The sequence below is a fragment of the Parafrankia elaeagni genome (assembly GCF_000374165.1).
Lineage (GTDB): Bacteria > Actinomycetota > Actinomycetes > Frankiales > Frankiaceae > Parafrankia > Parafrankia elaeagni.
In genome coordinates, this window is sequence record NZ_KB893728.1 from 117526 (window position 1) to 143208 (window position 25683).

At 76.4% G+C, this 25683-nt stretch carries 1 protein-coding gene (only partly in view); it reads left to right on the forward strand.

Annotated elements, in window-relative coordinates:
* Positions 1–25683, forward strand: the 5' portion of a protein-coding gene (locus B207_RS34295) for a non-ribosomal peptide synthase/polyketide synthase (RefSeq protein WP_018637781.1). It continues 3063 nt past the right edge of the window; only the first 25683 of its 28746 coding nucleotides appear in the window; it begins with the start codon at positions 1–3; its stop codon lies beyond the right edge, outside the window.

Below are 25683 nucleotides of genomic sequence, written 5' to 3' on the forward strand. Positions count from 1 at the left end.
GTGCGTTCCGACCATGTCGACTCGCTGCCCCTGACCGCTGGCCAGACGAGCATCTGGTTCGGCCAGCTGATCGACCCGGACAACCCCGCCTACAACGTCGGGCTGTACGTCGACATCGACGGGCCGATCGACGCGGAGCTGTTCGCCGAGGCCATCCGCCGGTGCATGCAGGAATTCGACACCACCCGGGTCCGGGTGTTCGAGGTCGACGGCGAACCCCGCCAGCGGGTCGAGCCGATCGGGCCGTGGGAGCTGAGCCGTGGCGACTTCGGCGCCGAGGCCGACCCGGAGGCCGCCTCGCTGGCGTGGATGCGGGCCGACATGGCCCGCGTGCGCCCCCTCGGTGTGCCGCCGCACGTCACCTGCGCGCTGCTGCACCTCGGAGCGGGCCGGCATCGGTGGTACGTGTGCGTGCACCATCTGATCACTGACGGCTATGGTGGGCCGGCGCTCGCCCGCCGCACCGCCGACCACTACCGCGCGTTGCTCACCGGCACGGACGTCGCCGCGGGCGACCCCGGCGCCGCGGGCGGGTCGGGGCTGCGGACGCTACTGGAGGCCGAGAGCGCCTATCGGGCATCCGCCGAGTTCGGTGCCGACCGGGACTGGTGGCGGGCGCTGCTGGCCGACCGCCCGGAGCCGGCGGGCCTCACCAGCCGCGCCGACCCGGCGGCAGGGGCCCCGCACCGCCATCCGATGACGGTCAGCCCCGGCCTCGAACCGGCGCTGCGCGCGGTCGCCCGCCGGGCGAGGACCAGCTGGCCGCGCGCGTTCACCGCCGCCGTCGCCGCGTACGTGCACCGGATGACCGACGCCCGCGACATCCTGCTCGGCTTCCCGGTGCCGGCCCGCACCACACCCGAGGTCGAGTCGGTGCCCGGGACCGTCGCGAACGTGCTGCCGCTGCGGCTGGCGGTGCATCCGGGCATGACCCTGGTGGAGCTGACCGCACAGGCGTCCGGCGCGGTTCGGGACCTGCTGCGCCACCAGCGCCACCGGCACGAGGACCTCGAACGCGATCTGGGCCGGGTGGGGGCGGCCCGGCGTCCTTACGGCGTGACCGTGAACATCATGCCGTTCGACTACGTGCTCGATCTCGGCGCCGCCCGCGGGGTGATGCGCATCCTGTCGAACGGACCGGTCGAGGACCTGGAGATCGCCTGCTACGGCGGTCGGCCCGTCGGCGGGGACCTGCTGCGGGTCGACATCAACGCCAACCCGTCCCGGTACGGCGCGGCCGAGGTCGCCGCCCACGAGCGCCGGCTGCGGGACTTCCTCGGCGCGCTGCTGGACCTTCCCGCGGACGGCGCCGCGGATGCTGCCGTGGGCGCTGCGGCTGCTGGCGGCGACCGGAGGATCGGGTCGGTCGACCTGGTCACCCCGGCGGAGCGGTTCCGGGCGCTGACCTCGTGGAACCACACGGAGGCTCCACCACGGGCGTCGCTGCCCGAGCGCTTCGCCGCGCAGGCGGTCCGCACCCCGGACGCGGTGGCCGTGACCGCCGCCATGATCGGGGGCGACACCGGGGACGACACAGTGACCTACCGGCAGCTGGCCGATCGGGTCGAGCAGATCGCCGCCCGCCTGGCCCGCGCGGGTTCCGGTCCGGGTGACCGGGTCGCCGTCGTGCTGCACCGGACGTCCGACCTGCCGGCGGCGCTGCTGGCGGTGCTGCGTGCCGGCGCCGCCTACGTCCCGGTCGATCCGGACCTGCCCACCGAACGGGTCCGCCAGCTGCTGGACGACGCCGCCCCCGCCTGCGTCCTGGCCTCCGCCGCCACCGCTGCCGACCTCGCCCCGGGCCCGGGCCCGGCAGGTCTGGCGGGTTTGGCGGGTTTGGCGGGTCCGGCCTGGCTCGTCCTCGACGATCCGGCGGAGGCCGAGGGCGCGGACTCCGCCACGGCCGCGGACCTGCGTCCGCCCCGGCGGCCCGCGCCGGACGCACCCGCCTACGTGCTCTACACCTCCGGCACAACCGGCCGGCCCAAGGGCGTCGTGGTGTCGCACGGCGCGCTCGCGAACCTCCTGGCGGCGGTGGCGGACATCGCGCCGCTGTGCCCGGACGACCGGCTGGTGGCCGTCACCACCGTCTCGTTCGACATCGCCGCGCTCGAGATGTTCGCGCCGCTGCTGTGCGGCGCCGCGGTCGTTCTCGCCGACCGCGAGACCGTGCGCGACCAGGCGGCGCTGCTGCGCCTGATCCACGTGTCGGGTGCCACCACCCTGCAGGCGACGCCGTCGCTGTGGCAGGCCCTGCTGGACACCTCCGGTGCCGAGGCCGGGGACTCTCCGCTGCGCCGCCTGCGCATGCTGGTCGGCGGAGAGGCACTGCCGGCGGACCTCGCGGCCCGGATGACACGGCTCGGCCGCGCCGTGATCAACCTCTACGGGCCCACGGAGACGACGGTCTGGTCCCTGTCAGCGCCGCTGACCGGACTCGACGCCGACGCCGACGCCGACGCCGACGCCGGTGACACCGTCGGCACCGGTACTGCGGCCGTTGCGCCGCCGATCGGCAGGCCGCTGCGCAACACCCGGGCGTACGTGCTGGACGGGGCGCTGCGCCCGGTGCCGCCGGCGCGGGCAGGTGAGCTCTACCTGGCGGGAGCCGGGCTGGCCCTGGGGTACCTGCGGCGGCCTGGACTGTCCGCGGGCAGGTTCGTCGCCGATCCGTACGGCCCGCCCGGCGAACGGATGTACCGGACCGGGGACCTGGTGCGCCAGCGTGCCGACGGCGTGCTGGAATACCTGGGCCGCGCCGACGAGCAGCTCAAGATCCGCGGCTTCCGGGTGGAACCCGCCGAGGTCGAGGCGGCTCTCGCGACGCATCCGGCGGTGGGACGGGCCGTCGTCGTCGGCCGGGCGGAGCCTGGCGGGTCGCACCGGCTCGTCGCCTTCGTCGTCCCCTCCGCCGACGTCGACCCGGACCTGATCGACACCGCCGGCGTACGATCCCGCGCCGCCGCGGTTCTGCCCGACTACATGGTGCCCGGCACGGTTGTGGCGGTGGCCGCCCTGCCGACGACGCCCAACGGCAAGCTGGACCGGGCTGCGCTGGCGCGCGCCGACGCTGCCGCGGGTCCCCGGCTCTCCAACCCCACGCCCGGTGGGGGAGCAGCGGGCTCGGGTACGGATGGAACCGAGGCCGTCGTGCCGGTGGACAGCGCGGCGGGGGGCGGTGCGGCCGGTGCCGCGCGCACGCCGCTGGAGGCGGCGCTGTGTGAGCTGTTCGCCGAGCTGCTGGGCCTTCCGACCGACGGCGCGCACCCGCCGGTCGGGGCCGAGGACAACCTGTTCGACCTCGGTGGCCACTCGCTGGTGGCGGGCCGGCTGGCCAACCGCCTGCGGACCGCCTTCGGGGTGGACCTGCCGCTGCGCGAGATCTTCGACGCGCCCACCCCGGCCGCCTTGGCCGCGCGCATCACCACCATCCAGGGCGCGATCGCCGCGGCCTCCGCCGAGCCGGCATCCGCCGAGCCGGCATCCGCCGAGCCGGCATCCGCCGAGCCGGCATCCGCCGCGAGAACGACCGCGGCAGAAGCCGCCGGGAAAACCACCATCACGGGCGACGTCACCGCAGACTCCGCGACGGGACCCGCGGTCGCGCCGGCCCCGGTGGGATCGCTTCCCGTCCTGGTCAGGCGGCTGCCGCGGCCCGACCCGCTGCCGTTGTCCCCCGCGCAGCGGCGGCTGTGGTTCCTGCACCGGCTGGAGCCGGCGGACGCCGCGCCCGTCTACCACATGCCGTTCGTGCTGCGTCTGCGCGGCGCGCTCGACGCCGACGCGCTGCGGGTCGCGCTCGTGGACGTCGTCACCCGGCACGAAGCACTGCGCACCGTGTTCCCGGACGAGGGCGGCCAGCCCCGCCAGCTCGTCCTGGAGCCGGTGGCGGGCACGCCCGACGTGGACGTCCGAACGGCACGCCCGGACGAGGTGCCGCCGCTGGTGCGGGCCGCGATCCGGCGCCGCTTCGACCTGGGAGTCTCGCCACCGTTGCGCGTCGAGCTGGTCCGGATCGGCCCGGACGAGCATGTGCTGGTCCTGGTGCTCCACCACATCGCGGGGGACGGCTGGTCGATGGGCCCGCTGGCCGCCGACCTCTCGGCGGCCTACCGGGCCCGCCGCGCCGGCGCAGCCCCCGACTGGGATCCGCTGCCCGTCCAGTACGCCGACTACACCCTGTGGCAGCGCGACCTGCTCACGGACGCCACTCCCGGGCCGGGAGGCCTCGTCGCCCGCGACGTCGACTACTGGCGCGAACGGCTGGCCGGGGCTCCGGACTGTCTCGACCTGCCGGCGGACCGGCCGCGTCCGGCGGTGGCCAGCGGCGGCGGAGCCAAGGTCGCGTTCACACTGTCCGCCGACCTGCACGCCGGCCTGGCACGGGTGGCCCGCGCGCAGGGCGCGACAGTGTTCATGGCGCTGCAGGCCGGGCTCGCGGCGCTGCTCACCCGGCTGGGCGCCGGCACCGACATCCCGCTGGGCGCGGCCGAGGCCGGGCGCACCGACACCGCGCTCGAAGGCCTCGTCGGATTTTTCGTCAACACCCTGGTCGTGCGGGTCGACACCGGCGGCGACCCGGACTTCGCGGCGCTGCTGGCCCAGGTGCGCGACACCGATCTGGCCGCCTACGCCCACGGGCACGTTCCCTTCGAACGGCTGGTGGACGAGCTCGCCGTCCCCCGGTCGCTGGCCCGCCACCCGCTGTTCCAGGTCATGCTGGCCGGCCAGCCGATGCTCACCGCCGAGGCGCTGGACCTGCCCGGCGTCACCGCGGAGCTCGTGGCACCGCCGGTGGAGACCGCCAAGTTCGACCTGTTCGTCAACGCCGTCGAGCGCCGGGGCCGGGACGGCACACTAGCCGGGGTGGACGGGTTCGTCGAGTACACCACCGACCTGTTCGACCGGCGCACAGTCGAGACTCTCGTCGAACGCCTCGTCCGGCTGCTCGAGGCCGCCGCCGCCCGGCCCGACCTGCCGATCGGTGCTCTCGACATCCTGAGCCCCGCCGAACACGCCGGGCTGCTCGGCGACTGGCACGGCGTGCCCGTGCCGCACCCGCCCGACACCGCGGACACGCTGGTCGGCCTGCTGCGGGAGCGGGAGACGAGCACCCCGGACGCGCCGGCGGTCATCGCCGGGCGGACGGTCGTCGACCACGCGGAGCTCGGGCGGCGCGCCCGGCTGCTCGCGAGCCGGCTGCGCGCGTCCGGCGTCGGCGTCGGCGTCGGCCCGGAACGGATCGTCGCGGTCGCGCTGCCCCGCTCCGTCGCGCTGCTGGTGGCGCTGCGCGCCGTCCTGGAGACGGGGGCGGCCTACCTGCCGCTCGACCCGTCCTACCCGGACGACCTGATCGACCACATGCTGCGCGACAGCGGTGCCTGCGCGGTGCTGACCACCCGGGAGCTCGCCACCGGGCCCGGTGCCCTCGCCACCGCGATCACCGGCCTCGGCCTGCCCGTGCTGGCGCTCGACCGCCACGGCGCGCCGCTGGACGCCCCTGCCGGCACGACGGCATCCCCTGAGCCGGCGGGGGACCGGGACATGGCGGACGCGGCGGACGGCCTCGTGCGCACCGACCCGCGGCAGCCGGCCTACGTGATCTACACCTCCGGCTCGACGGGACGTCCCAAGGGCGTGGTGGTGTCCCACGAGGCGATCGTCAACCGGCTGCGCTGGATGACGGCGGCGTTCGGGCTCACCCCCGCCGACCGGGTGCTGCAGAAGACCCCGATCAGCTTCGACGTGTCGGTCTGGGAGCTGTTCTGGCCGCTCGTCGGCGGCGCGGGTGTCGTCCTCGCGCGCCCGGACGGCCACCGCGACCCCGGCTACCTGGCCGGCCTCATCCGGTCGGCGGGGATCACGGTCGTCCACTTCGTCCCGTCGATGCTCGCCGCCTTCCTGGACGATCCGGCCGCCGCCCGCGCCGGCCTGGGGACGCGGCCCGGGGACGCCCTGCGCGCGGTGCTGTGCAGCGGCGAGGCGCTGACCGCCGCCCTCGCCGCACGTTTCCACGACACGTTCAACCCGCCCGGCGGTGCCGGCCCGTCCGCGGGGACCGCTCGGGTGGCCCTGCACAACCTCTACGGGCCGACCGAGGCCGCCGTCGACGTCACCGCCTGGCCGGTCCCGCCCACCGCGGACGGGCTGCCGGCCGCCGGTGGCGTGCCCATCGGACGTCCGGTCTGGAACACCCGCGGGCAGGTCCTCGACGACGCGCTGCGCCCGGTGCCGCCCGGGGTGCCCGGGGAGCTCTACCTCGGCGGGGTGCAGCTGGCCCGCGGCTACCTGCGCCGGCCCGGTCTGACGGCGCAGCGGTTCGTCGCCGACCCGCTCGGACCGCCCGGCGCGCGGCTCTACCGCACCGGGGACCTGGTCCGCCGCCTTCCCGGCGGCGCGCTGGAGTACCTGGGCCGCACCGACCACCAGCTGAAGGTGCGCGGGTTCCGGGTCGAGCCCGGCGAGATCGAGGCGGTGCTCGCCGCGTCGCCGCAGGTGGCGCGGGCGGTCGTCACCGCGGTCGCGGATCCGTCCGGGCACCGCCGGCTGGTCGCCCACGTCGTCCCGGCCGCGGCCGGGAGCGGGCTGGACGTCCCCGGCCTGCGCGCTCAGGTGGCCGCGCGGGTGCCCGAGCACATGGTCCCGGCGCTGTTCGTCGCCGTGCCGGCGTTCCCGCTCACCCCCAGCGGGAAGATCGACCGGGCGGCCCTGCCCGCACCCTCGGCGGCCGCCGGCGGCGGTGGGCCGGACCGTTCCGGTGACGGGGAGGAAAGCGGCACCGCGGAGCCGTCCGACCCCGGGCGGGCCGGTGACCCGCATATCCCGAGGCCGCGGACCCCGGTGGAACGGCATCTTGCGGAGATCTTCACGGAGCTGCTGGGCCTGGCCCGGTTCGACCTGCGGGAGAGCTTCTTCGTCCTCGGCGGGGACAGCATCCTGGCGATCAGGCTCGTCAGCCGCGCCGTCGAGGCCGGGGTGGAGATCACGCTCCAGCAGGTCTTCCAGCATCCGAGCGTGGTCGAACTCGCCGCCGTCGCCACGGTCTCCCCGTCCGCCGGCCCGGGCGAGACCGCGGGGGACGTTCCGGTGGCGTCGGTGGCGTCGGTGGCGTCGGTGGACGTCCTGTCGGACGCCGTGCCGGACCGCGTGCCGGACCGCGTGTCGGATGCGGCGTCGGACGTGGTGCCGGATGCCGGGGAGCGGCCCGCGGGGCGGCGCGGGCCTGACGACTTCCCGCTGGTCGTGGTGGAGGCCGCCGACGTAGCCGCGCTCGAGGCCGCCCATCCGCGGCTGGTGGACGTCCTGCCGCTGTCGCCCGCGCAGCAGGGCGTCGTGTTCCAGACCCGGTACGAGCGCGCCGCGCCGGGGACGTATCTCATGCAGTTCCGCCTGGTCATCGAGGGCGATCTGGACGCCGGCCGGCTGCGGTGGGCGCTGGGGCGGGTGCTGCGCCGCCATCCGAACCTGCGGGTCGCGGTCGCCGAGCTGGCCTCCGGGCGCGCGGTGCAGGTGGTCGTCGACGGCGCACGGCCCACCTGGGAGACCGAGGACCTGCGGGCCCTGCCCGCCGCCGAGCAGGACGAGCGGCTGGCCCGGCTCGCCCGTACCGAGCGGACCACGGCGTTCGACCCGTCCCGACCGCCGCTGATGCGGGTTCTGCTCGCCCGCGTCGGCGAGCGCCGGCACTGCCTGCTGTTCACCCATCACCACGTCCTGCTGGACGGCTGGTCGATGCCGCTGCTGCTCGCCGAGCTGTTCACGCTGCACGACGACGCCGACGCGCCGCTTGAGCCGGTGCCGCCGTTCACCGACTACCTGCGCTGGCTGGAACGCCAGGACCGCGACGCCGCCCGGGAGGCCTGGCGGACCGCGCTCGCGGGCCTGGACGGCCCCACCCGGCTCGGGGCAGGCGGCCCTGGCGGCCTGCGCCGCACCGAGATGATCGAGGCGTACCTTCCGGCGCCGGCCACCGAGGCCCTGAGCGACGAGGTCCGCCGGCGCGGGCTGACACTGAACACCGCGGTGCGGGGTGCCTGGGCGCTGGTCCTCGGAGCGCTCACCGGCCGGGACGACGTCGTGTTCGAGTCGCCGGTCGCGGGGCGGCCCGCGGCGCTGCGCGGATCCGACTCCATGATCGGCATGTTTCTGCACACCCAGCCGGTGCGGATCCGCACCCGGCCCGACGAGTCCGTGGCCGACCTGCTCACCGGCATCCAGCGGGAGCAGGCCGGGCTGGTCGAGCACACCCACCTGGGTCTGGCCGAGATCCAGCGGCTCGCCGGGCACGGTGCGCTCGCCGACACCATGGTCGTGTTCCAGAACTTCCCGATCGACCCGGCCGCGTTCGCCGAGATCGGCGGGCTGCGGGTCACCGACGCGACGTCCACCGGGTCGACCCACTACGCGCTGCGCATCTCGGTGACGCCCGGTGACCGGTTGCAGGTGGTGGTCGGGTGCCGCGCCGACGCCGTCGACCCCGCGGAGGCCGACCGCATCCTCGCCCGCTTCCTCGCGGTGCTCACCGCGTTCGCCGCCGGCCTCGACCGGCCCGTCGGTGAGCTGGACCTGCTGCTGCCCGACGAGCGCGCCCAGTTCACCACGCTCCCGGCGCCCGCCCTCCCGCCAGCGCCGGCACCTCTGCCGGACCCTGCACCGGCCTCGGAGCCGGAGCCGGAGACCGTCGCGGAGCTGGTGGCGGCGACGATTCGCCGGTATCCGGACCTGATCGCCGTCGAATGCGGCGAGGAGGCACTGACCTACCGCGAGCTCGATGCCCGGGCCGGCACGCTGGCCGCCCGGCTCCGCGCGCACGGCGCCGGACCGGAACGGGTCGTCGCGGTGGCCGTCCCGCGGTCGGTGGACCTCGTGGTCGGGCTGTGCGCGGTGCTGCGCACCGGCGCCGCCTACCTGCCGGTCGACCCGGACTATCCGCAGGCCCGCATCGCCGCGATGCTCGGGCAGTCCGAGGCCTCGGCGATCATCACCACCACGGCTGTCGGCCCGACGCTGCCCGCGCGCGACCTTCCCCGACTGCTGGTGGACGTCGAGCCGCGACCGACCGACGCCGACGGCCCAGGTGCGCCAGGTGCGCCAGGTGCGCCAGGTGCGCCGAGCGTGCCGGGGGGGCCGGCCCGCGCGGATCATCCGGCGTACGTCATCTTCACCTCGGGGTCGACGGGGCGTCCCAAGGGCGTGGTCGTCCCGCACCGCGGGGTGGTCTCCTACCTGCGCTATCTCGCGGAGACGGTGCCGCTGCGACCGGGCACCGCCGTGCTCAACCTCGCCTCGGTGTCGTTCGACCCGTCGGTCCGCGACATCTTCGGGCCGCTGAGCACCGGCGGCCGGGTCGTCCTCGTCGCACCGGACGCCGCGCGCGACCCGGCGGCGCTGGTCACCGCGCTGCACCGGCACCGGGTGGACGTCCTGTTGTCCGTCGTGCCGGCGATGCTCACCGCCCTGTGCGCGGCGGCCCGCGCCGTGGCGCCACCGGCCCGTCCGGGCCTCCAGGTGATCATGACCTGTGGTGAGGCGCTGACCGGGACCCACCTGGAACCGGTGCCGGTGCTCGGCCCGGCCCGGGTGGTCAACCAGTACGGCCCGACCGAGACGACCATGAGCGCGCTTTACCACCCGGTCGATTCGGCTGGAGCGGCGGACCGGGTTCCGATCGGGCGTCCGGTACCCGGTGTCCGGGCGCAGGTGCTGGACCGCTGGCTGCGGCCGGCGCCGTCCGGTGTCGTCGGGGAGCTGTACCTGGCCGGTACCGGCGTGACCCGTGGCTACCTCGGCGCGCCGGCCGCGACCGCCGAGCGGTTCGTCGCCGATCCGTACGGCCCGGCCGGCACCCGCCTGTACCGCACCGGCGACCTGGCGGCCCGGCGCGCCGACGGCACGCTGGAGTTCCACGGCAGGGCCGACGACCAGGTGAAGATCCGCGGCTACCGGGTGGAACCGGGTGAGGTGGAGGCCGCGCTGGCGGCGCTGCCCGAGGTCGGGGCGGCCGCGGTCGTGGTGCATCGGGCCGGGGCGGCCGACGCCCGCCTCATCGCCTACGCCACCCCCGCGGCCACCTCCCACGCCACCCCGGCCACCGAGACCGGGCACGCCACGGTCATGGAGCCGGCGGGGCTGCGGCGGGCACTGGCGGCGACCCTGCCCGCGCATCTGGTCCCGGCCCTCGTCATGGTCGTGGACGCGCTGCCACGCACCCCGAACGGGAAGGTGGACCGGGCCCGCCTGCCCGAGCCCGACCTGACCGCCCCGTCCGGCGGCGCCTCGGCGGCCACCGCGCGCGAGCGCGCTCTGTGCGCGCTGTTCGCCGACGTGCTCGGGCTGCCGTCGGTCGCGGCCGACGCCGGGTTCTTCGCCCTCGGCGGCCACTCGCTGCTGGCGACCGCCCTGGTCGGACGGGTGCGCCGGGAGCTCGGCGTCGATCTGGAACTGCGGGCTGTCTTCGAGGCGCCGACCCCGCGCGAGCTCGCCGCGCTGCTCGACGACCGCCTGCCCGCGCCGGGCCCGGGGCGTCCCGCCCTGGTGGCGTCCGCACGCCCGGAGCACCTGCCGCTCTCCGCCGCCCAGCGGCGGTTGTGGTTCCTGCGCCGACTCGACGGTGGACGCCCGACCTACCACCTCCCGGCCGTCGTCGAGATCGACGGCCCGCTCGACGTCGGCGCGCTGCGCGCCGCTCTCGCCGACGTCCTCGCCCGTCACGAGGTTCTGCGCACCGTCTACGCAGACGCCGCAGACGACCCCGCCGGCGCTCCGACGCAGCGCATCCTCCCGGTCACGTCACCGCTGCTCACCCAGGCACTGGACGTCCTTCCGGACACCGGTCCGGAGGAGTTCCTCAGCCGGCCGTTCGACCTGGCCCGTGACCTTCCGGTGCGGGCGGCGGTGCGGGCCCTGGGCCCCGAGCGGCACCTGCTCGCCTGGGTGGTCCACCACATCGCCGCGGACGGCTGGTCGATCGCGGCGCTGGTCCGCGACCTCGCCGGCGCATACACCGCCCGGGCCGGTGGAACCAGGCCGCGCTGGGCGCCGCTGCCCGTCCAGTACGCCGACTACGCGCTGTGGCAGGAGGATCTGCTGCGGCCGGGCGGGCCCGCCGAGACCCGGCTGGCCGGCTACTGGCGCGCCCAGCTGGCCGATCTGCCGGCCGAGATCGAGCTGCCCGCCGACCGGCCGCGCGGCCGGGGCACGGTGGGCGAGCCGAGCGGTTCCGGGGGCGGGGGCGACGTGCGCCTGCGCATCGACGCGGCGCTTCGCGCCGACCTGACGGCGCTGGCGGCGGCGCACGGCGGCACCGTGTTCATGGTCCTGCAGGCCGCGCTCGCCGGACTGCTCACCCGGCTCGGGGCGGGCACCGACATCCCGCTCGGGACCGCTGTGGCCGGCCGCTCCGAGCCCGAGCTGCGCGACCTGGTCGGCTGCTTCGTCAACACGCTCGTCCTGCGCAACGACACCGGCGGCGACCCGACCTTCGCGGAGCTGCTGCGGCGCGTGCGGGAGACCGACCTCGCCGCGCACGCGCACCAGGAGCTGCCGTTCGACCGGGTCGTCGAGCTGCTCAACCCGCCGCGGGCGGCCGGGCGGCACCCCCTGTTCCAGACGATGATCACCTATGACAACGCGCCCGGGACGCAGTTCGACCTCCCGGGCCTGACCGTGCGCCCGCAGGCGCCAGGCCCTCGCTCCGCGCGGATGGACCTGATCGTCGCCTTCTGGGACGCCGACCGGATCACCTCGGGCGCGGGCGACGCCGAGGCCGCCGGCACCGCGGGCGAGGGCGGTGGCCCGGGCGTCATCGAGGGCCGGATCGAGTTCGACACCGCGCTGTTCGACCAGGAGAGTGTCCAGAGTCTGGCCGACCGGCTGCTGCGGTTGCTGCGGGCGGCGGTCGCGGCGCCGGCCACCCGCCTCGGTGACCTCGACATCTTCGCGCCGGGCGAGCGACGTGCGCTGCTGGACGGGCCTCCGCTCGCGGCCGACATGGAATCCGCGGCGGGCACGGAGTCCGCGGCGTCCGACGTGGCCGCACCGGGAGAGCTGCTGCCCGCGCTCGTCGCGCGGTGCGCCCGGCGGACCCCGAACGCCCCCGCCGTCCTCCACGGCGATCGTGTCGTGTCCTACGCGCGGCTGTGGGCGCAGGCCGAGGATCTGGCGCACCGGCTGGCCACGCTCGGCGCCGGACCGGAGACGATCGTCGCGGTCGTGCTGCCGCGTTCACCGGAGCTGCTGACCTCCCTGCTGGCCGTGCTGCGCTCGGGCGCCGCCTACCTGCCGGTCGATCCCGAGACGCCACCGGAGCGGATGCGGCGGATGCTCGCCGACGCGGCGCCGGTCTGCCTGGTCACGACCGCCGGGTGCGCCCCGGAGATCCGCCACGGGCTGGCCGCCACGGTGGTGCTGCTCGATGTCCGCGGCGCCGACGGGAGCATCGCCGGCACGGACGGCGACCCGCCCGCCCGGGCGGACGAGGACGTCCGGGCGGACGTCCGGGCGGACGTTCGGGCGGCACGCGACCTCCGGGAACTGCCGGTTCCCGACCCGCGGCATCCCGCCTACGTCATCTACACGTCGGGCACGACCGGCGAGCCCAAGGGCGTTGTCGTCACCCACGGGGCGCTCGCGAACCTGCTCGCCGCCATGAGCGCACTGGTGCCGCTCGGCGCGGGTGACCGGATGACGGCGCTGGCCACCGTCGCGTTCGACATGGCCGTACCCGAGCTGTACCTGCCGCTGATCCACGGTGCGGCGGTGGTGATGGTCGACCGGGACGTCGCCCGCGACCCGGCGGAACTCGTCGCGCTGACCGCCCGGACCGGCGTGACCGTCATCCATGCCACGCCCTCGACCTGGGCGGCGCTGCTGACGCGCGGCACGCCTGCGCCCGACGTGCGGATCCTCGTCGGTGCCGAGGCGCTGCCCGACCGGACCGCGGCCGGGCTGCGCACGCTCGCCGCGGCCGTGCCGCCCGTCCAGCTCTACGGGCCGACCGAGACCACGGTGTGGTCGGTGGCCGGCCCGGTCGGCGAGCGTGGTGCCGCGCTGGGGACCGTCCTGCCCGGCAACCGCGCCTACGTGCTGGACGCCGCGTTGCGGCCGGTGCCGCCGGGTGCGCCCGGCGAGCTCTACCTGGGCGGGGTGCAGCTGGCCCGGGGCTACCTCGGCCGCGCCGGCCTGACGGCCTCCCGGTTCGTCGCCGACCCCTTCGCCGCCGAGACCGCGGACACCGGCGACCGGATGTACCGCACCGGGGACCGCGTCCGGCGCGGCCGGGACGGGCGGCTGGAGTACCTGGGCCGGCTCGACCGTCAGGTCAAGATCCGCGGTCACCGGGTGGAGCCGGGTGAGATCGAGGCGGTCCTCGCCGCGGCGCCCGGTGTCGGTGAGGCGGCCGTGACGGTACGCGGCGACGACCGTGGCTCGGGCAGCGGCCACCTGGTCGCCTTCGTGACCCTGCCGGACTCACCGCCAGCCGCGGACCCGACCGCGGACCCGACCGCGGACCCGACCCCTGAGCCCGCAACCGAGCCCACCACCACCACCACGACCATCAGCACCGCCGCGGCGCGGATCCGGGCGCATGCTGCCATGAGGCTCCCGGGCTACATGGTTCCCTCGGCAGTCGTCGTTCTGGACGCGCTGCCGCGCACCTCGCGCGGCAAGCTCGACCGCGCCGCGCTGGCCGCGATCGACATCCCCGCCGCGGACGGGCGGCGTGCCGGGCCCGCGCAGGGCCGGGCCCCGGCCACCGAGCGGGAACGCGCTCTCGCCGCCGCCTTCGCGGACGTCCTCGGGCTGGCCGGAACGCGGGCTCCGCTCGGCGTCGACGAGGGGTTCTTCGACCTGGGCGGGCATTCGGTGCTCGCTGTCGCACTGGTGAACCGGGTGCGGGCCGAGCTGGGCGTCGACCTGCCGGTGCGGGCCGTGTTCGACGCGCCGACCGTCGCCGGCCTCGCCGGCCTGATCGACGCCGCCGTCGGCGACGGGCAGCCGGGACCGGCCGGGCAGCGCCCCGCGGATCCGGCCAGGCCCCCGCTGCGGCGGCTCGACCCCGCCGAGCGGGGTCTCGGCCAGCAGGGTCCCGCCGAGCAGGATGCCGCCGTGCCGCTGTCCCCGGTGCAGCGGCGGCTCTGGTTCGTCCACCAGCTGGAACAGGGCCGGGCGCCGGCCTACCACCTGCCGGTCGTGCTGCGGCTGCGCGGGCGGCTCGACGTGGCCGCGCTGCGTGCCGCCGTCGCCGACGTGTGCGCCCGGCACGACGTCCTGCGGACCAGCTATCCGGACGTCGACGGCGAGCCGCGCCAGCGGGTCGCCCCGCCGGACGACTCGTGGCCCGGGCTCGGTGTCGCCCGGGTGGACGAGGCGGGCCTGCCCGGCGCGCTGCGCGACGCCATCGCGGCACCCTTCGACCTGGCCGAGGCCGCGCCGGTGCGCGCCCAGCTGTTCTCCCTGACCGCCGCCGACCACGTGCTTCTGCTGGTGGTGCACCACATCGCCGCGGACGGGTACTCGATGGGTCCGCTCGCCGTCGACCTGGCGACGGCCTACACCGCCCGCCACGCCGGCCGGCACCCCGGGCTCGCCGCACCGTCCGTCCGCTACACCGACTACACGGCCTGGCACCGCGCGCTGCTGGGCGCCGAGGACGACCCGGACTCCCTGGCCGGGCGTGACCTGGTGTACTGGCGGGCCCGTCTGGACGGCCTGCCGCAGCGCATCGCCCTGCCCACCGACCGCCCGCTCCCACACCGGCCGAGCGGGCGCGGTGACGCACTGCGGGTGGACGTCCCCGCCCCGGTGCACACCGCGCTGACCGAGCTCTGCGCGGCGCGGGGGGCCACCGTGTTCATGGCTCTGCAGGCCGCGCTCGCGGCCCTGTTCACCCGCCTCGGGGCGGGCACCGACATCCCGATCGGGACGGTGGTCGCCGGGCGCACCGACGCCGCCCTCGACGGGCTGGTCGGCTGCTTCGTCAACACGGTGGTCCTGCGTACCGACACCGGCGGAGACGTCTCGTTCGCCGCGCTGCTCGACCGGGTTCGGGCCGCCGACCTCGCCGACCTGGCCCACCAGGAGACCCCGTTCGACCGCGTCGTGGCGATGCTGGGCGCGGGCCCGACCGGCCCTGCGCCGCGGGGACCGATGCGCGGGGGCGACCTGGGGCACCCGCTCGTGCAGGTGATCCTGGCCAGTCAGCCGGACCTGGACGGCAGCACGCTCGCACTGCCCGGCCTGAGCTGCGAGCCGCTGCCCGGGCCCGCCGGAGGGGCCCGGGTCGAGCTGTCGTTCGCCGTCACCGAGCGCCGCGGCGCGGACGGGACGCCGGCCGGGATCCACATCAAGGCCGACTTCGCCACCGACCTGTACGACCGGACGTCCGTCGCGGCGCTGGCCGCGCGGCTCGTCCGGCTGCTCACCGCGGCGGTCGACCAGCCCGCCCGCCCGATCAGCGCCCTGGAGATCGTCGGCCCGCAGGAGCGGGACGCGCTGCTCGCGCTGGGTACCGGCCGTGGCATGGACGCCGGCACCGGCACCGGCCGTGGTACCGGCACCGGCCGCGGCACGGACGCCGGCGGCTTCGGTCCGGGCGCGCTGCCGCAGTGGCCGGCGTCCGACCCGCTGGCGTCCGACCCCCTGGCATCGGTGCCCGCGGCGTTCGCCGCGCAGGTGGCCAGCCGGCCGGAGGCGCCCGCGGTGCATGCCGACGGCGGTGCGCTCAGCTATGCCGACCTGGCGGCCCGCGTGGAGCGGCTCGCCGACCATCTCGTGGCGGCCGGGGTCCGGCGCGGCGACCGGGTCGCGGTACTCACGGGTCGGGTGCCGGCCGCGATCGTCGCGTTCCTCGCGGTGCTGCGGGCCGGCGGGGCCTTCGTCCCGCTCGATCCGCGCCATCCGCAGGCGCGGATCCGGCGGGTGGCGGACCGGGCGGGCGTGTCGGCGCTGGTGACCGACGGCGCGGGGGAGCCCGGGGCGCTGGTTCCCGCGGACCGCCGCATCCTGGTCGACACGCTCGGCGGCGTGGTCGGCCGGAGCGACGGGGCGCCCTCGGGATCCGCTCAGGGCCTGGGCGGCGGCTCCGCGCGGGCCGTGGTCGGGCCGGACGATCTCGCCTACGTCATGTTCACCTCCGGGTCGACCGGCGAGCCCAAGGGCGTGGGTGTCACGCACCGTGGCGTTCTCGGGCTGGTGGCCGATCCCCGCTGGTCCGCCGGACCTCCGGTGCGGATGCTCGCGCACACCTCCTTCGGGTTCGACGGGACCATCCTCGAGGTGCTGGTGCCGCTGCTCACGGGCGGCGATGTGGTGCTCGCCGGTGACACCGTGCCGGACGTGGCCGAACTGGCCCGGCTCATCCGCGCCCACGAGGTGACCTGCCTGTTGCTCATCGCCGGGCTGTTCCGGGTGGTCGCCGAGGAGGACCCCCGCATCCTCGCCACGGTGCGGGAGGTGCTGGCCGGCGGCGACGTGGTGCCCGCGGCGGCGGTGCGCCGCGTCCTCGAGCACTGCCCCGGCCTGCTGGTGACGGACGTCTACGGCCCGACCGAGGCCACGGTGTTCGCGACGGCCGCCCCGCTCGACAGCCCGGCCGCCCTCGACGCGGCGGGCCACGGCGTGCCCATCGGCCGGCCCCGGGCCGACGCCCGCGTGTACGTGCTGGACGCCGCGCTGCGCCTGGTGCCCGCCGGCGTCGTCGGGGAGCTGTACATCAGCGGCGGCGGTCTCGCCCGCGGCTACGTCGGCGCTCCGGGCGCCACCGCCACCGCCTTCGTGGCGGACCCCTTCGCCACCCGGGCAGGTACGCGGATGTACCGCACCGGGGACCTCGTCCGCTGGAACTCCGCCGGGCAGCTGGAGTTCGTCGGCCGTGACGACCACCAGGTGAAGATCCGCGGGTTCCGGGTGGAGCTCGGCGAGGTCGAAGCGGCCCTGGCGGCGCTGCCGGGGGTCGCCGACGCGGCGGTCATCGCCGTCGACGGCCCGGCTGGCACCCGCAGCCTCGCCGGCCACCTCGTCGCCGCACCCGGCCGGGAGCCCGACCTCGCCGCGGCGCGTGCCTCGCTGGCGGGCACGCTGCCGGCCCATCTCGTCCCGGCCTCGCTCACGGTGCTGGACCGGCTGCCGCTCACCGAGACGCACAAGCTCGACCGCGCCGCCCTGGCCCGGCTGACCCCTGCCGCCACGGCCCCGCGCCCGACCGGTGCCGGTGCCGGTGCCGGCGACGACGCCGCGTCCGCGGGCGAGCCGCGGAGCGCGCCGGTCACGGCGGTCCGCACGGAACCGGCCACCGGAGCGGCGAGCCGGCAGGAGGCCGACAGCCCGACGTCCCGGCTGGCCCGGATCTTCGCCGAGGTGCTGGGTCTGCCCGCGGTCGGGCCCGCCGAGAGCTTCTTCACCCTCGGCGGCGACAGCATCCTGTCGATCCAGCTCGTGAGCCGGGCCCGCCGGGCGGGCCTCGTGCTCAGCGCGCGGGACGTCTTCGAGCACCCCACCGCCGAAGCTCTGGCCGCGGTCGCCGTAACCACCACGGACCCGGGCACGGCGCCCGCAGGTGCGGCTGACCCGCCGGGCTCGCGCACCCTCGCGGCCGAGGGCGGCTGGAGCGGGGAGCGTGCCGGGCCGGTGCCGCTCACCCCGATCGTGCACTGGCTGCGGGAGCTCACCCGTTCCGAGGGAGCGGTCGGCCCGCGCGGGCCGCGGCGGACGGGCGACCCGGCCGACGAGTTCCAGCAGTCGATGCTGCTGCGGGTGCCGGCGGGCCTGGGCGAGCACCGGATCCGCGGCGCGGTGCGTGCGCTCGTCGAACACCATGACGCGCTGCGCCTGCGGCTCACCCGGGCCGCCGGTGGACGGGTGTGGGCGCTGCGCGTCGACGAGCCCGGCGACCGCGCCCCGAGCGGCGTCGGTGCCATCGCCGGGGCTGACATCGGGCAGGTGCGGCGGGTGGACGTCGCCGGGCTGGCGTCGGCGTCCGACCTCGCGGACGAGGTCCGCCGGCAGGCGGCCCGCGTGGTCGGCGAGCTGGACCCCGAACGGGGCCGGATGCTGCGGGTGGTCTGGTTCGACGCGGGTGAGGCCGCCGGACTGCTGCTGGTGGTGATCCATCACCTGGCGGTGGACGGGGTGTCGTGGCGGATCCTGCTGCCGGATCTGTACGAGGCGTGGGAGACCCTGGGCGAGGAGGGCGCCGAGGTGCGCCTCGCGCCGGTGGGTGTGCCGCTGCGCGCCTGGGCCCGATCACTGGCCGAACGCGCTCACGACCCCGTGCTGCTCGACGAGCTTCCCCACTGGCACGCGGTGCTCTCGGCCGGTGCCGCCGGTGCCGCCGGTGCCGCCGGTGCTGCCGGTGCGGTCCGCGATGCGGGGAAGCGGGCTGGTCCGGGCACGGGGGGTCCGGGCACGGAGGGCCCGGGAGCGGTGCTCCGGCAGGGTGCGCGGGCACTCGACCCGGTGCGTGACACGCGGGGGTCGGCGGGGCGGCTGGAGGTGTCGGTTCCGGCGGCGGTGTCACGGTCGCTGCTGGTGGAGGTGGCGCCGTGGCTGGGGTGCGGGGTGGAGGAACTACTGCTGGGGGCGTTGGCGGTGGCGTTGGACGGGTGGGGCGCCGCGGGCCCGGAGCCGGGTCCGAAGTCGGGTCCGAAGTCGGGTGCGGGCCCGGCGTCGGGCACGGGTGGGGTGCTGGTCGATGTGGAGCGACATGGGCGGGACGGGGCGGTGGACCTGTCGCGGACGGTGGGGTGGTTCACGGCGGTGGTTCCGGTGCTGGTGGAAGTGGGCGGTGTCGGTGTGGTGGGTGCGGTGCGCCGGGTGGTGGAGGTGCTGAGGAGGGTGCCGGGGGACGGGGCGGGGTTCGGGTTGTTGCGGTATGTGAACGGGCAGTCGGGGGCGGTGCTGGCGGCTGCGGGCGGTGGCGCGGGGGTGGGGTTCAACTACCTGGGCCGGCGTGACGTGGGTGTGGGCTCGGGTGTGGGCGGGTGGTCGGTGGCTGATGGTGTGGATCTTTCCGGTGTGGGCGGCGGGGGTCTGGCGTTGGCGCATGCGGTGGAGGTGGCCGCCCTGGTGGTCGAGGGCAGCGGGGAGACGGGTGGCGAGCGGAGCGGCCCGGTGCTGAGGGCGTGGTGGTCGTGGGCGCCGGCGCTGTTCGGCGGGGGTGAGGTGGAGCAGCTCGCCCGTCGCTGGGTGGACGCGCTGACCGACCTCGCCGCGTTGGCTGCGCGGGCACCCACGGGTCCCGGCCAGCCGGGTGGACCGCGCCCGGGGCTGCCGGCCGGCGGGTACCTCCCGCTCGACTTCCCCCTGGTGCCGCTGAGCCAGGCCGAGGTGGACGAGCTGGCGGACCGGGTGCCGGGCCTGGTCGACGTCCTGCCGCTGGCGCCTCTGCAGGAGGGCCTGCTCTTCCACGCCCTGTACGACGATGACGGCGGGCGGGACACCGCCGGGCCGGGCACGTCCGACGTCTACACCCTCCAGCTGGCGCTGGACCTCGCCGGAGCCGTCGACCCGGGCCGCCTGCGCCGGGCGCTGGAAAGCGTGGTGGCCCGGCACCCGGCCCTGCGCGCGGCCTTCCTGACCGGGCTCGACAGCACGGGTGAACGCCCTGACACCGCGTCCCACGGCCCCGGGCCCCGGGCGGTCCAGGTGATCGCCGGCGCGGTCACCCTGCCCTGGCGGGAGTTCGACCTGGCGGGCCTGCCCGCCGCTGAACGCGAGGCCCAGGCCGAGCGGATCGCCCGGGCGCAACGGGCCGAGCGGTTCGACCTCTCCCGCCCGCCGCTGCTGCGGGCGGCACTGCTCCGACTCGGCGCCGCACCGATGCCCGACTCCGACCCTGGACCCGTGGGCGCGGAAACCCGATCAGCGGAACCCGGATCAGGCGACGACGGGGAAGCCCGGGGGGATCGGCTACGGCTCGTCCTCACCCACCACCACATCCTGCTCGACGGATGGTCGTTGCCGCTGCTGCTCGAGGACCTGCTCCGCGCCTACGCGGGAACCGGGTGGGAGACGCCCGCCAGGCACCACCGGGACTACGTGGCCTGGCGCGCCGGCCGGGACCGTGAAGCGGCGCGGCGCGCCTGGGAACAGGCACTCGCCGGGATCACCGGGCCGACCCTGCTCGCCGCGGCGGCCGCCCCGGCCGGGACCGCGACCGCCCCGGCCGGGACCGCGGCAGCGCCGGGTGTGCTGCCTGGGCAGGTCCACCTCGACGTCCCGCCGGGGCTCGCCCTGCGGCTGCGGACCTGGTCGCGGGCCCAGGGCCGCACCCTCGGCACCCTTGTCCAGGGGGCGTGGGCGCTGGTGCTGGCGCGCGTGACGGGCCGCTCGGACGTCGTGTTCGGCACAACGGTCTCGGGACGCCCCGCCGAGCTCGACGGTGTCGAGTCCATGATCGGCCTGTTCGTCAACACGGTGCCGGTGCGAGTGCGGACGTCCGCCGCGGACACCCCCGCGCAGCTGCTGGGCCGGCTTCAGGAGGAACAGGTACGCCTCCTCGACCACCATCATCTGGAACTGTCGGAGATCCTGCGGCTGACCGGTGCGCCGCAGCTGTTCGACACCCTGGTCGTCGTCGAGAACTATCCGCTGGGGGAGGCGACGGACCGCGCCCGCACAGCCGCCGGGCTGCGCGTCACCGACCTCCTGATCCGTGACGCCACGCACTATCCGCTGACCGTGGTCGCGTTCGCGCACGGCGGTGCGCTGCGGCTCCGACTGGACCACACCCTCCCTCTCGTCGACCGGGCCACGGCGACGGTGCTGGGCGAGCGGCTGCTGGCGGTGCTCGCGGCGATCGTCGACGGCCCGGACCTCCCACTGGCCGGCATCGACGCGCTCGCCCCCGCCGAACGCCGCCGGATCCTCGGCGACTGGAACCGGCCCGGCACCGACGGCGGGCCCGGTCCGGGGACGCTTGCCGACCGGCTGGCGCGGGGGCCACGGCTGCCCGGCGGCGCGGTGCCGGCGAACGTGCCGGAGCTGTTCGCGGCCCGGCTCCGCACGGCACCCGACGCGGTGGCGCTGCGCGACGGCGGCACCGTGCACACCTACGCCGAGGTGGACCGGTGGGCCGCCAGCCTCACCGACCGGCTCACGGCGGCGGGCGTGCGGCCCGGCGACCGGGTCGGCCTCCTGCTCGAGCGCGGTCCCGCGATGGTCGTGGCGATGCTCGCCGTGCTGCGGGCCGGCGCCGCCTACGTGCCGGTGGACGGACGGCTGCCGGTCGGACGCCAGCGCGTGCTCCTGACCGTGACCGGCGTGCGGGTACTGCTGGTCGACGGCACCACCGACGCCGGGCCTCTCACCGGTCTCGCCGTCCCCCTGCCCGTCCCGACGACCGTCTCCGGCGGCGACGGTGCCTGTGCCGGCGACGAGGTCCGCGGCGGCGAGGTCCGCGGCGGCGAGCTGCCCGGGATCGGGCTCGACAGCGCCGCCTACGTGATGTTCACGTCGGGATCGACCGGTGTGCCCAAGGGAGTGGAGATCACCCACCGCGGGGTGCTCAGCCTCGCCCTCGACCAGCGGTGGGTGCTCGGGCCCGGCGAGCGGGTGCTGGTGCACTCGCCCTACGGCTTCGACCCGTCCACCTACGAGGTGTGGATGCCGCTGCTCGGCGGCGGCCAGCTGGTCTTCGGGCCACCCGGCGAGCCCGACGTCGACGCGCTGGCCACCGTCATCCGCGAGCACGGGGTGACCTCCGCGCTGCTGACCGCCGGGCTGTTCCGCATCGTCGCCGAGGAGGACCCGCTCGCGCTCGCCGGGGTGCGTGAGGTGCTGACCGGCGGCGACGTGGTCTCCGCGGCGTCCGTGCGGCGGGTCCTGGAGCACTGCCCCGACACGGTCGTCACGGACATCTACGGGCCGACCGAGATCACCCTGTTCGCCACCCAGTATCCGCTGCGGGCCGGGGACGACGTCCCGGCGAGCGTGCCGATCGGCCGCGCCCGCCAGGGGATGCGCGCCTACGTGCTCGACGACGCGCTGCGACCGGTGCCGCCGGGAACCGTCGGTGACCTGTACATCGCCGGTGACGCGCTGGCCCGCGGCTACGTGGCGGCCCCCGGCCTGACGGCCACCCGTTTCGTCGCGGACCCCTTCGCCGGCCTTCTCGGGGACCTCGGCGCCACCGGCGGCGATCGCATGTACCGGACCGGTGACCTGGCACGCTGGACGTCCGAAGGCACGCTGGCGTTCGCCGGCCGCGCCGACGAGCAGATCAAGATCCGGGGGTACCGGATCGAGCCCGGTGAGGTCGAGGCCGCGCTCGCCGCCCATCCGGACGTGACCGACGCGCTGGTCGCCCCGCTGGTCGGCCCGGCCGGTGCCACCGCGCTCGCCGGCTACCTCGTCGCCGCGCCGGGCCGGGCACCGGACATCACCGCCGTCCTGGACACCGCGGCCGCGACGCTGCCCGCCTACATGGTGCCGGCGGCACTCGCCGTGCTGGAACGCCTGCCGATCACCGCGAACCACAAGGTCGACCGGGCCGCACTGCCGAGCGCCGACCTGACATGGCTCAGCCCGGGTGACACCGTCCAGAACCTGACTCCCAGCCTCGCCCGTGACGTCCCGCCGCCGCCCGCGGACGCTGGTGCTGGTGCTGGTGCTGGTGCTGGTGCGGGTGCGGGGACGGGGACGGGGGCAGTGGCGCAGGAGCTGCTGTGCGGACTGTTCGCCGAGGTCCTGGGGCGCCCGGCGGTCGGCGCCGCCGAGAGCTTCTTCGCTCTCGGCGGCGACAGCGTCCTGTCGATCCAGCTGGTGAGCCGGGCCCGGCGGGCCGGGCTGCTGTTCAGCGCCCGTGACGTGTTCGAGCGCCGCACCCCGGCCGGGCTCGCCGCCGTCGCCCGCCCGGCCGCCGGAAACGGGTCGGCGGGCGGAAGCGGGCCGGCCGCCGGAAGCGGGCCGGCGGGCGGAGCGCCGCGGGTGGATGACGCGACCGGCGATGTTCCGCTCACCCCCGTCATGCACTGGCTGCGGGAGCTGGTCCGTGACCGACCCGGCGGCCCGGCCGGCGGCACCGACGCCGGTCGGCTCGCCGGCTTCGCCCAGTCCGTGCTGCTGAGGGTCCCCGCCGGTCTGGGGGAGAAGCGACTCGCCCGCGCGGTGCGCACCCTGGTCGACCACCACGACATGCTGCGGGCCCGGCTGATCCAGAACGCCGAGTGGCACCTGCACATCCCCGCCCGCGGCAGCACTGCGAGCGTGGATGCGGACGCGAGCGCGGGTGCGGACGCGAGCGCGGGTGCGGGTGCCGGCGAGGAGCTGGCGCCGGTCAGCCGCGTGGACGTCACGGGTCAGTCGCCCGTCGAGGCCACGGACACGGTCCGGGCGTGGCTCGCCACCGCCATCGCGGACCTGTCACCCCTGACCGGCCGGATGCTGCGGGTGGTCTGGTTCGACGCGGGAGACGCCGCCGGCCTGCTGCTCGTGGTCGTCCACCATCTGGCTGTCGACGGGGTGTCGTGGCGGATCCTGCTGCCGGATCTCCACGAGGCCTGGGAGCTCGACACCGCCGGCCCCGGCGCCCGGAGCCTCGCCCCGGTCGGCTGTTCCTTTCGGGCCTGGGCCCGGCAGCTGGTGGCCCGCGCGACCACCCCCGAGGTACTCGCCGAACTGCCGTACTGGTGGGGGGTGCTCTCCGGCGGCGTTCCGCCGGTGGCCGGCCGGCCGGACCCGCTTCGTGACACGTGGGCGTCGGCGGGCCGGTACGCGGTGTCGCTCCCGACGGAGGTGTCGCGGTCGTTGCTGGTGGAGGTGGCGCCGCGACTGCGCTGCGGGATGGAGGAGCTGCTGCTGGGGGCGTTGGCGGTCGCGCTGGACGGGTGGGGCACCGCCGGTCCGGGTGCCGCCGCCGGTCCGGGTGCCGCTGCTGCTCCGGAGGTTGACGCTGGTCCACGGGCCGCTGACGGCTCGGGCGGGGTGCTGGTGGAGGTGGAGCGGCACGGGCGCGACGAGGGGGTGGATCTGTCGCGGACGGCGGGGTGGTTCACGGCGGTGTTTCCGGTGCTGGTCGAGGTCGGTGGTGTGGATGTGGTGGGTGCGGTGCGCCGGGTCCGGGAGGTGCTGCGGGGGGTTCCGGGTGACGGATCGGGCTATGGCCTGTTGCGGTATGTGAACGGGCAGTCGGCCGCGGTGCTGGCCGGTGCCGGTGCTGGTGCGGGGGTGGGGTTCAACTATCTGGGCCGGCGTGATGTGGGTTCGGGTATGGGCCCGGGCGCGGACGGATGGTCGGTGGCCGGCGATGTGGATCTTTCGGGTGTGGGTGGCGGTGGTCTGCCGTTGGCGCATGCCGTCGAGATCGGTGCGCTGGTGGTGGAGGATGCCGCGGAGAACGGTCCGGTGCTGACGGCGTCGTGGTCGTGGGCACCGTCGCTGGCCGGCGCGGACGAGATCCGCGACCTCGCCGACCGCTGGGTCCGCGCGCTCACCGACCTCGCGGGCCTGGCCCCGCGCGACGACGACCCCGTCCCGGCGGACGAGGCCGAGTCTGGTCCGGCCGATCCGTGCCGCGGCGTCCCGCTGGTGGCGCTCACGGCGGCGGGGCTCGCGGACCTGCGAGCCAGGGTGCCGGGCCTGGCCGACGTTCTGCCGCTGGCACCGCTGCAGGAGGGCCTGCTCTTCCACGCACTGTACGGAGCCGGGAACGGTGACCTGCCCGCCGGCGATCACGCCGGGACGTCCCACGTCGATCCGTACACGGCCCAGCTGGTGGTGGACCTCGCCGTGCCGGTGGACCCGGGCCGGCTGCGCGGCGCCTTCGAGGCCGTCCTGGCCCGGCATCCGGCGCTGCGGGCGGCGTTCCTGACCGGGGTACCCGGCGTCACCGGTGACCGGGACGGCTCGCGCTGGGCCGTGCAGGCCATCGCCGGGACGGTGGAGCTGCCCTGGCGGGAGGTCGACCTCGCCGGCCGGCCGGAGCCGGAGCGCGACGCCGCCCGGATCGCGGCCGCGGAGCGGTCAGCCGGTTTCGACCTCGCCCGCCCACCACTGATGCGGGTGGCGCTGCTGCACCTCCCGGCGGGCAGTGCACCGGCGGGCAGTGCACCGGCGGGCAGCACCGGGGCGGGCAGTGCCGGGGCGGTCCGGGCGCGGGTGGTGCTCACCCACCATCACATTCTGCTCGACGGCTGGTCGATGCCGCTGCTCGTCCGGGACCTGCTCGCCGCGTACGAGAGCGGCGGCCGGCTGGCGCCACCGGCCGCCTCCTACCGCGACCACCTGGTGTGGCTGGCCGGCCGGGACCGGGCCGCGGCACGCGCGGCGTGGGCCGCCGAGCTCACCGGGCTCGCCGAGCCCTGCCTGGTCGCGCCGGGCGCGCCCGAGATCGCCCCGGTCGCGCCCGCCCACCACGAGATCGAGCTGCCCGCGGAGCTCGGCGACGCGATGCGCCGTTTCGCCCGCGACCACGACCTGACCCTCAACACCGTGGTGCAGGGAGCCTGGGCACTGCTGCTGGCCCGCCTGACCGGACGCCCGGACGTCGTGTTCGGGGCGACGGTGTCGGGACGTCCCGCCGAACTCGACGGGGTCGAGTCGGTGATCGGGCTGTTCATCAACACCGTGCCGGTGCGGGTCCGGGTCGACCCCGCGGAGCCGGCGGCCAGCCTGCTGAGCGGTCTCCAGCAGGCCCAGGCCCGGCTCCTCGACCACCAGCATCTCGGCCTCGGCGAGATCACCCGGCTC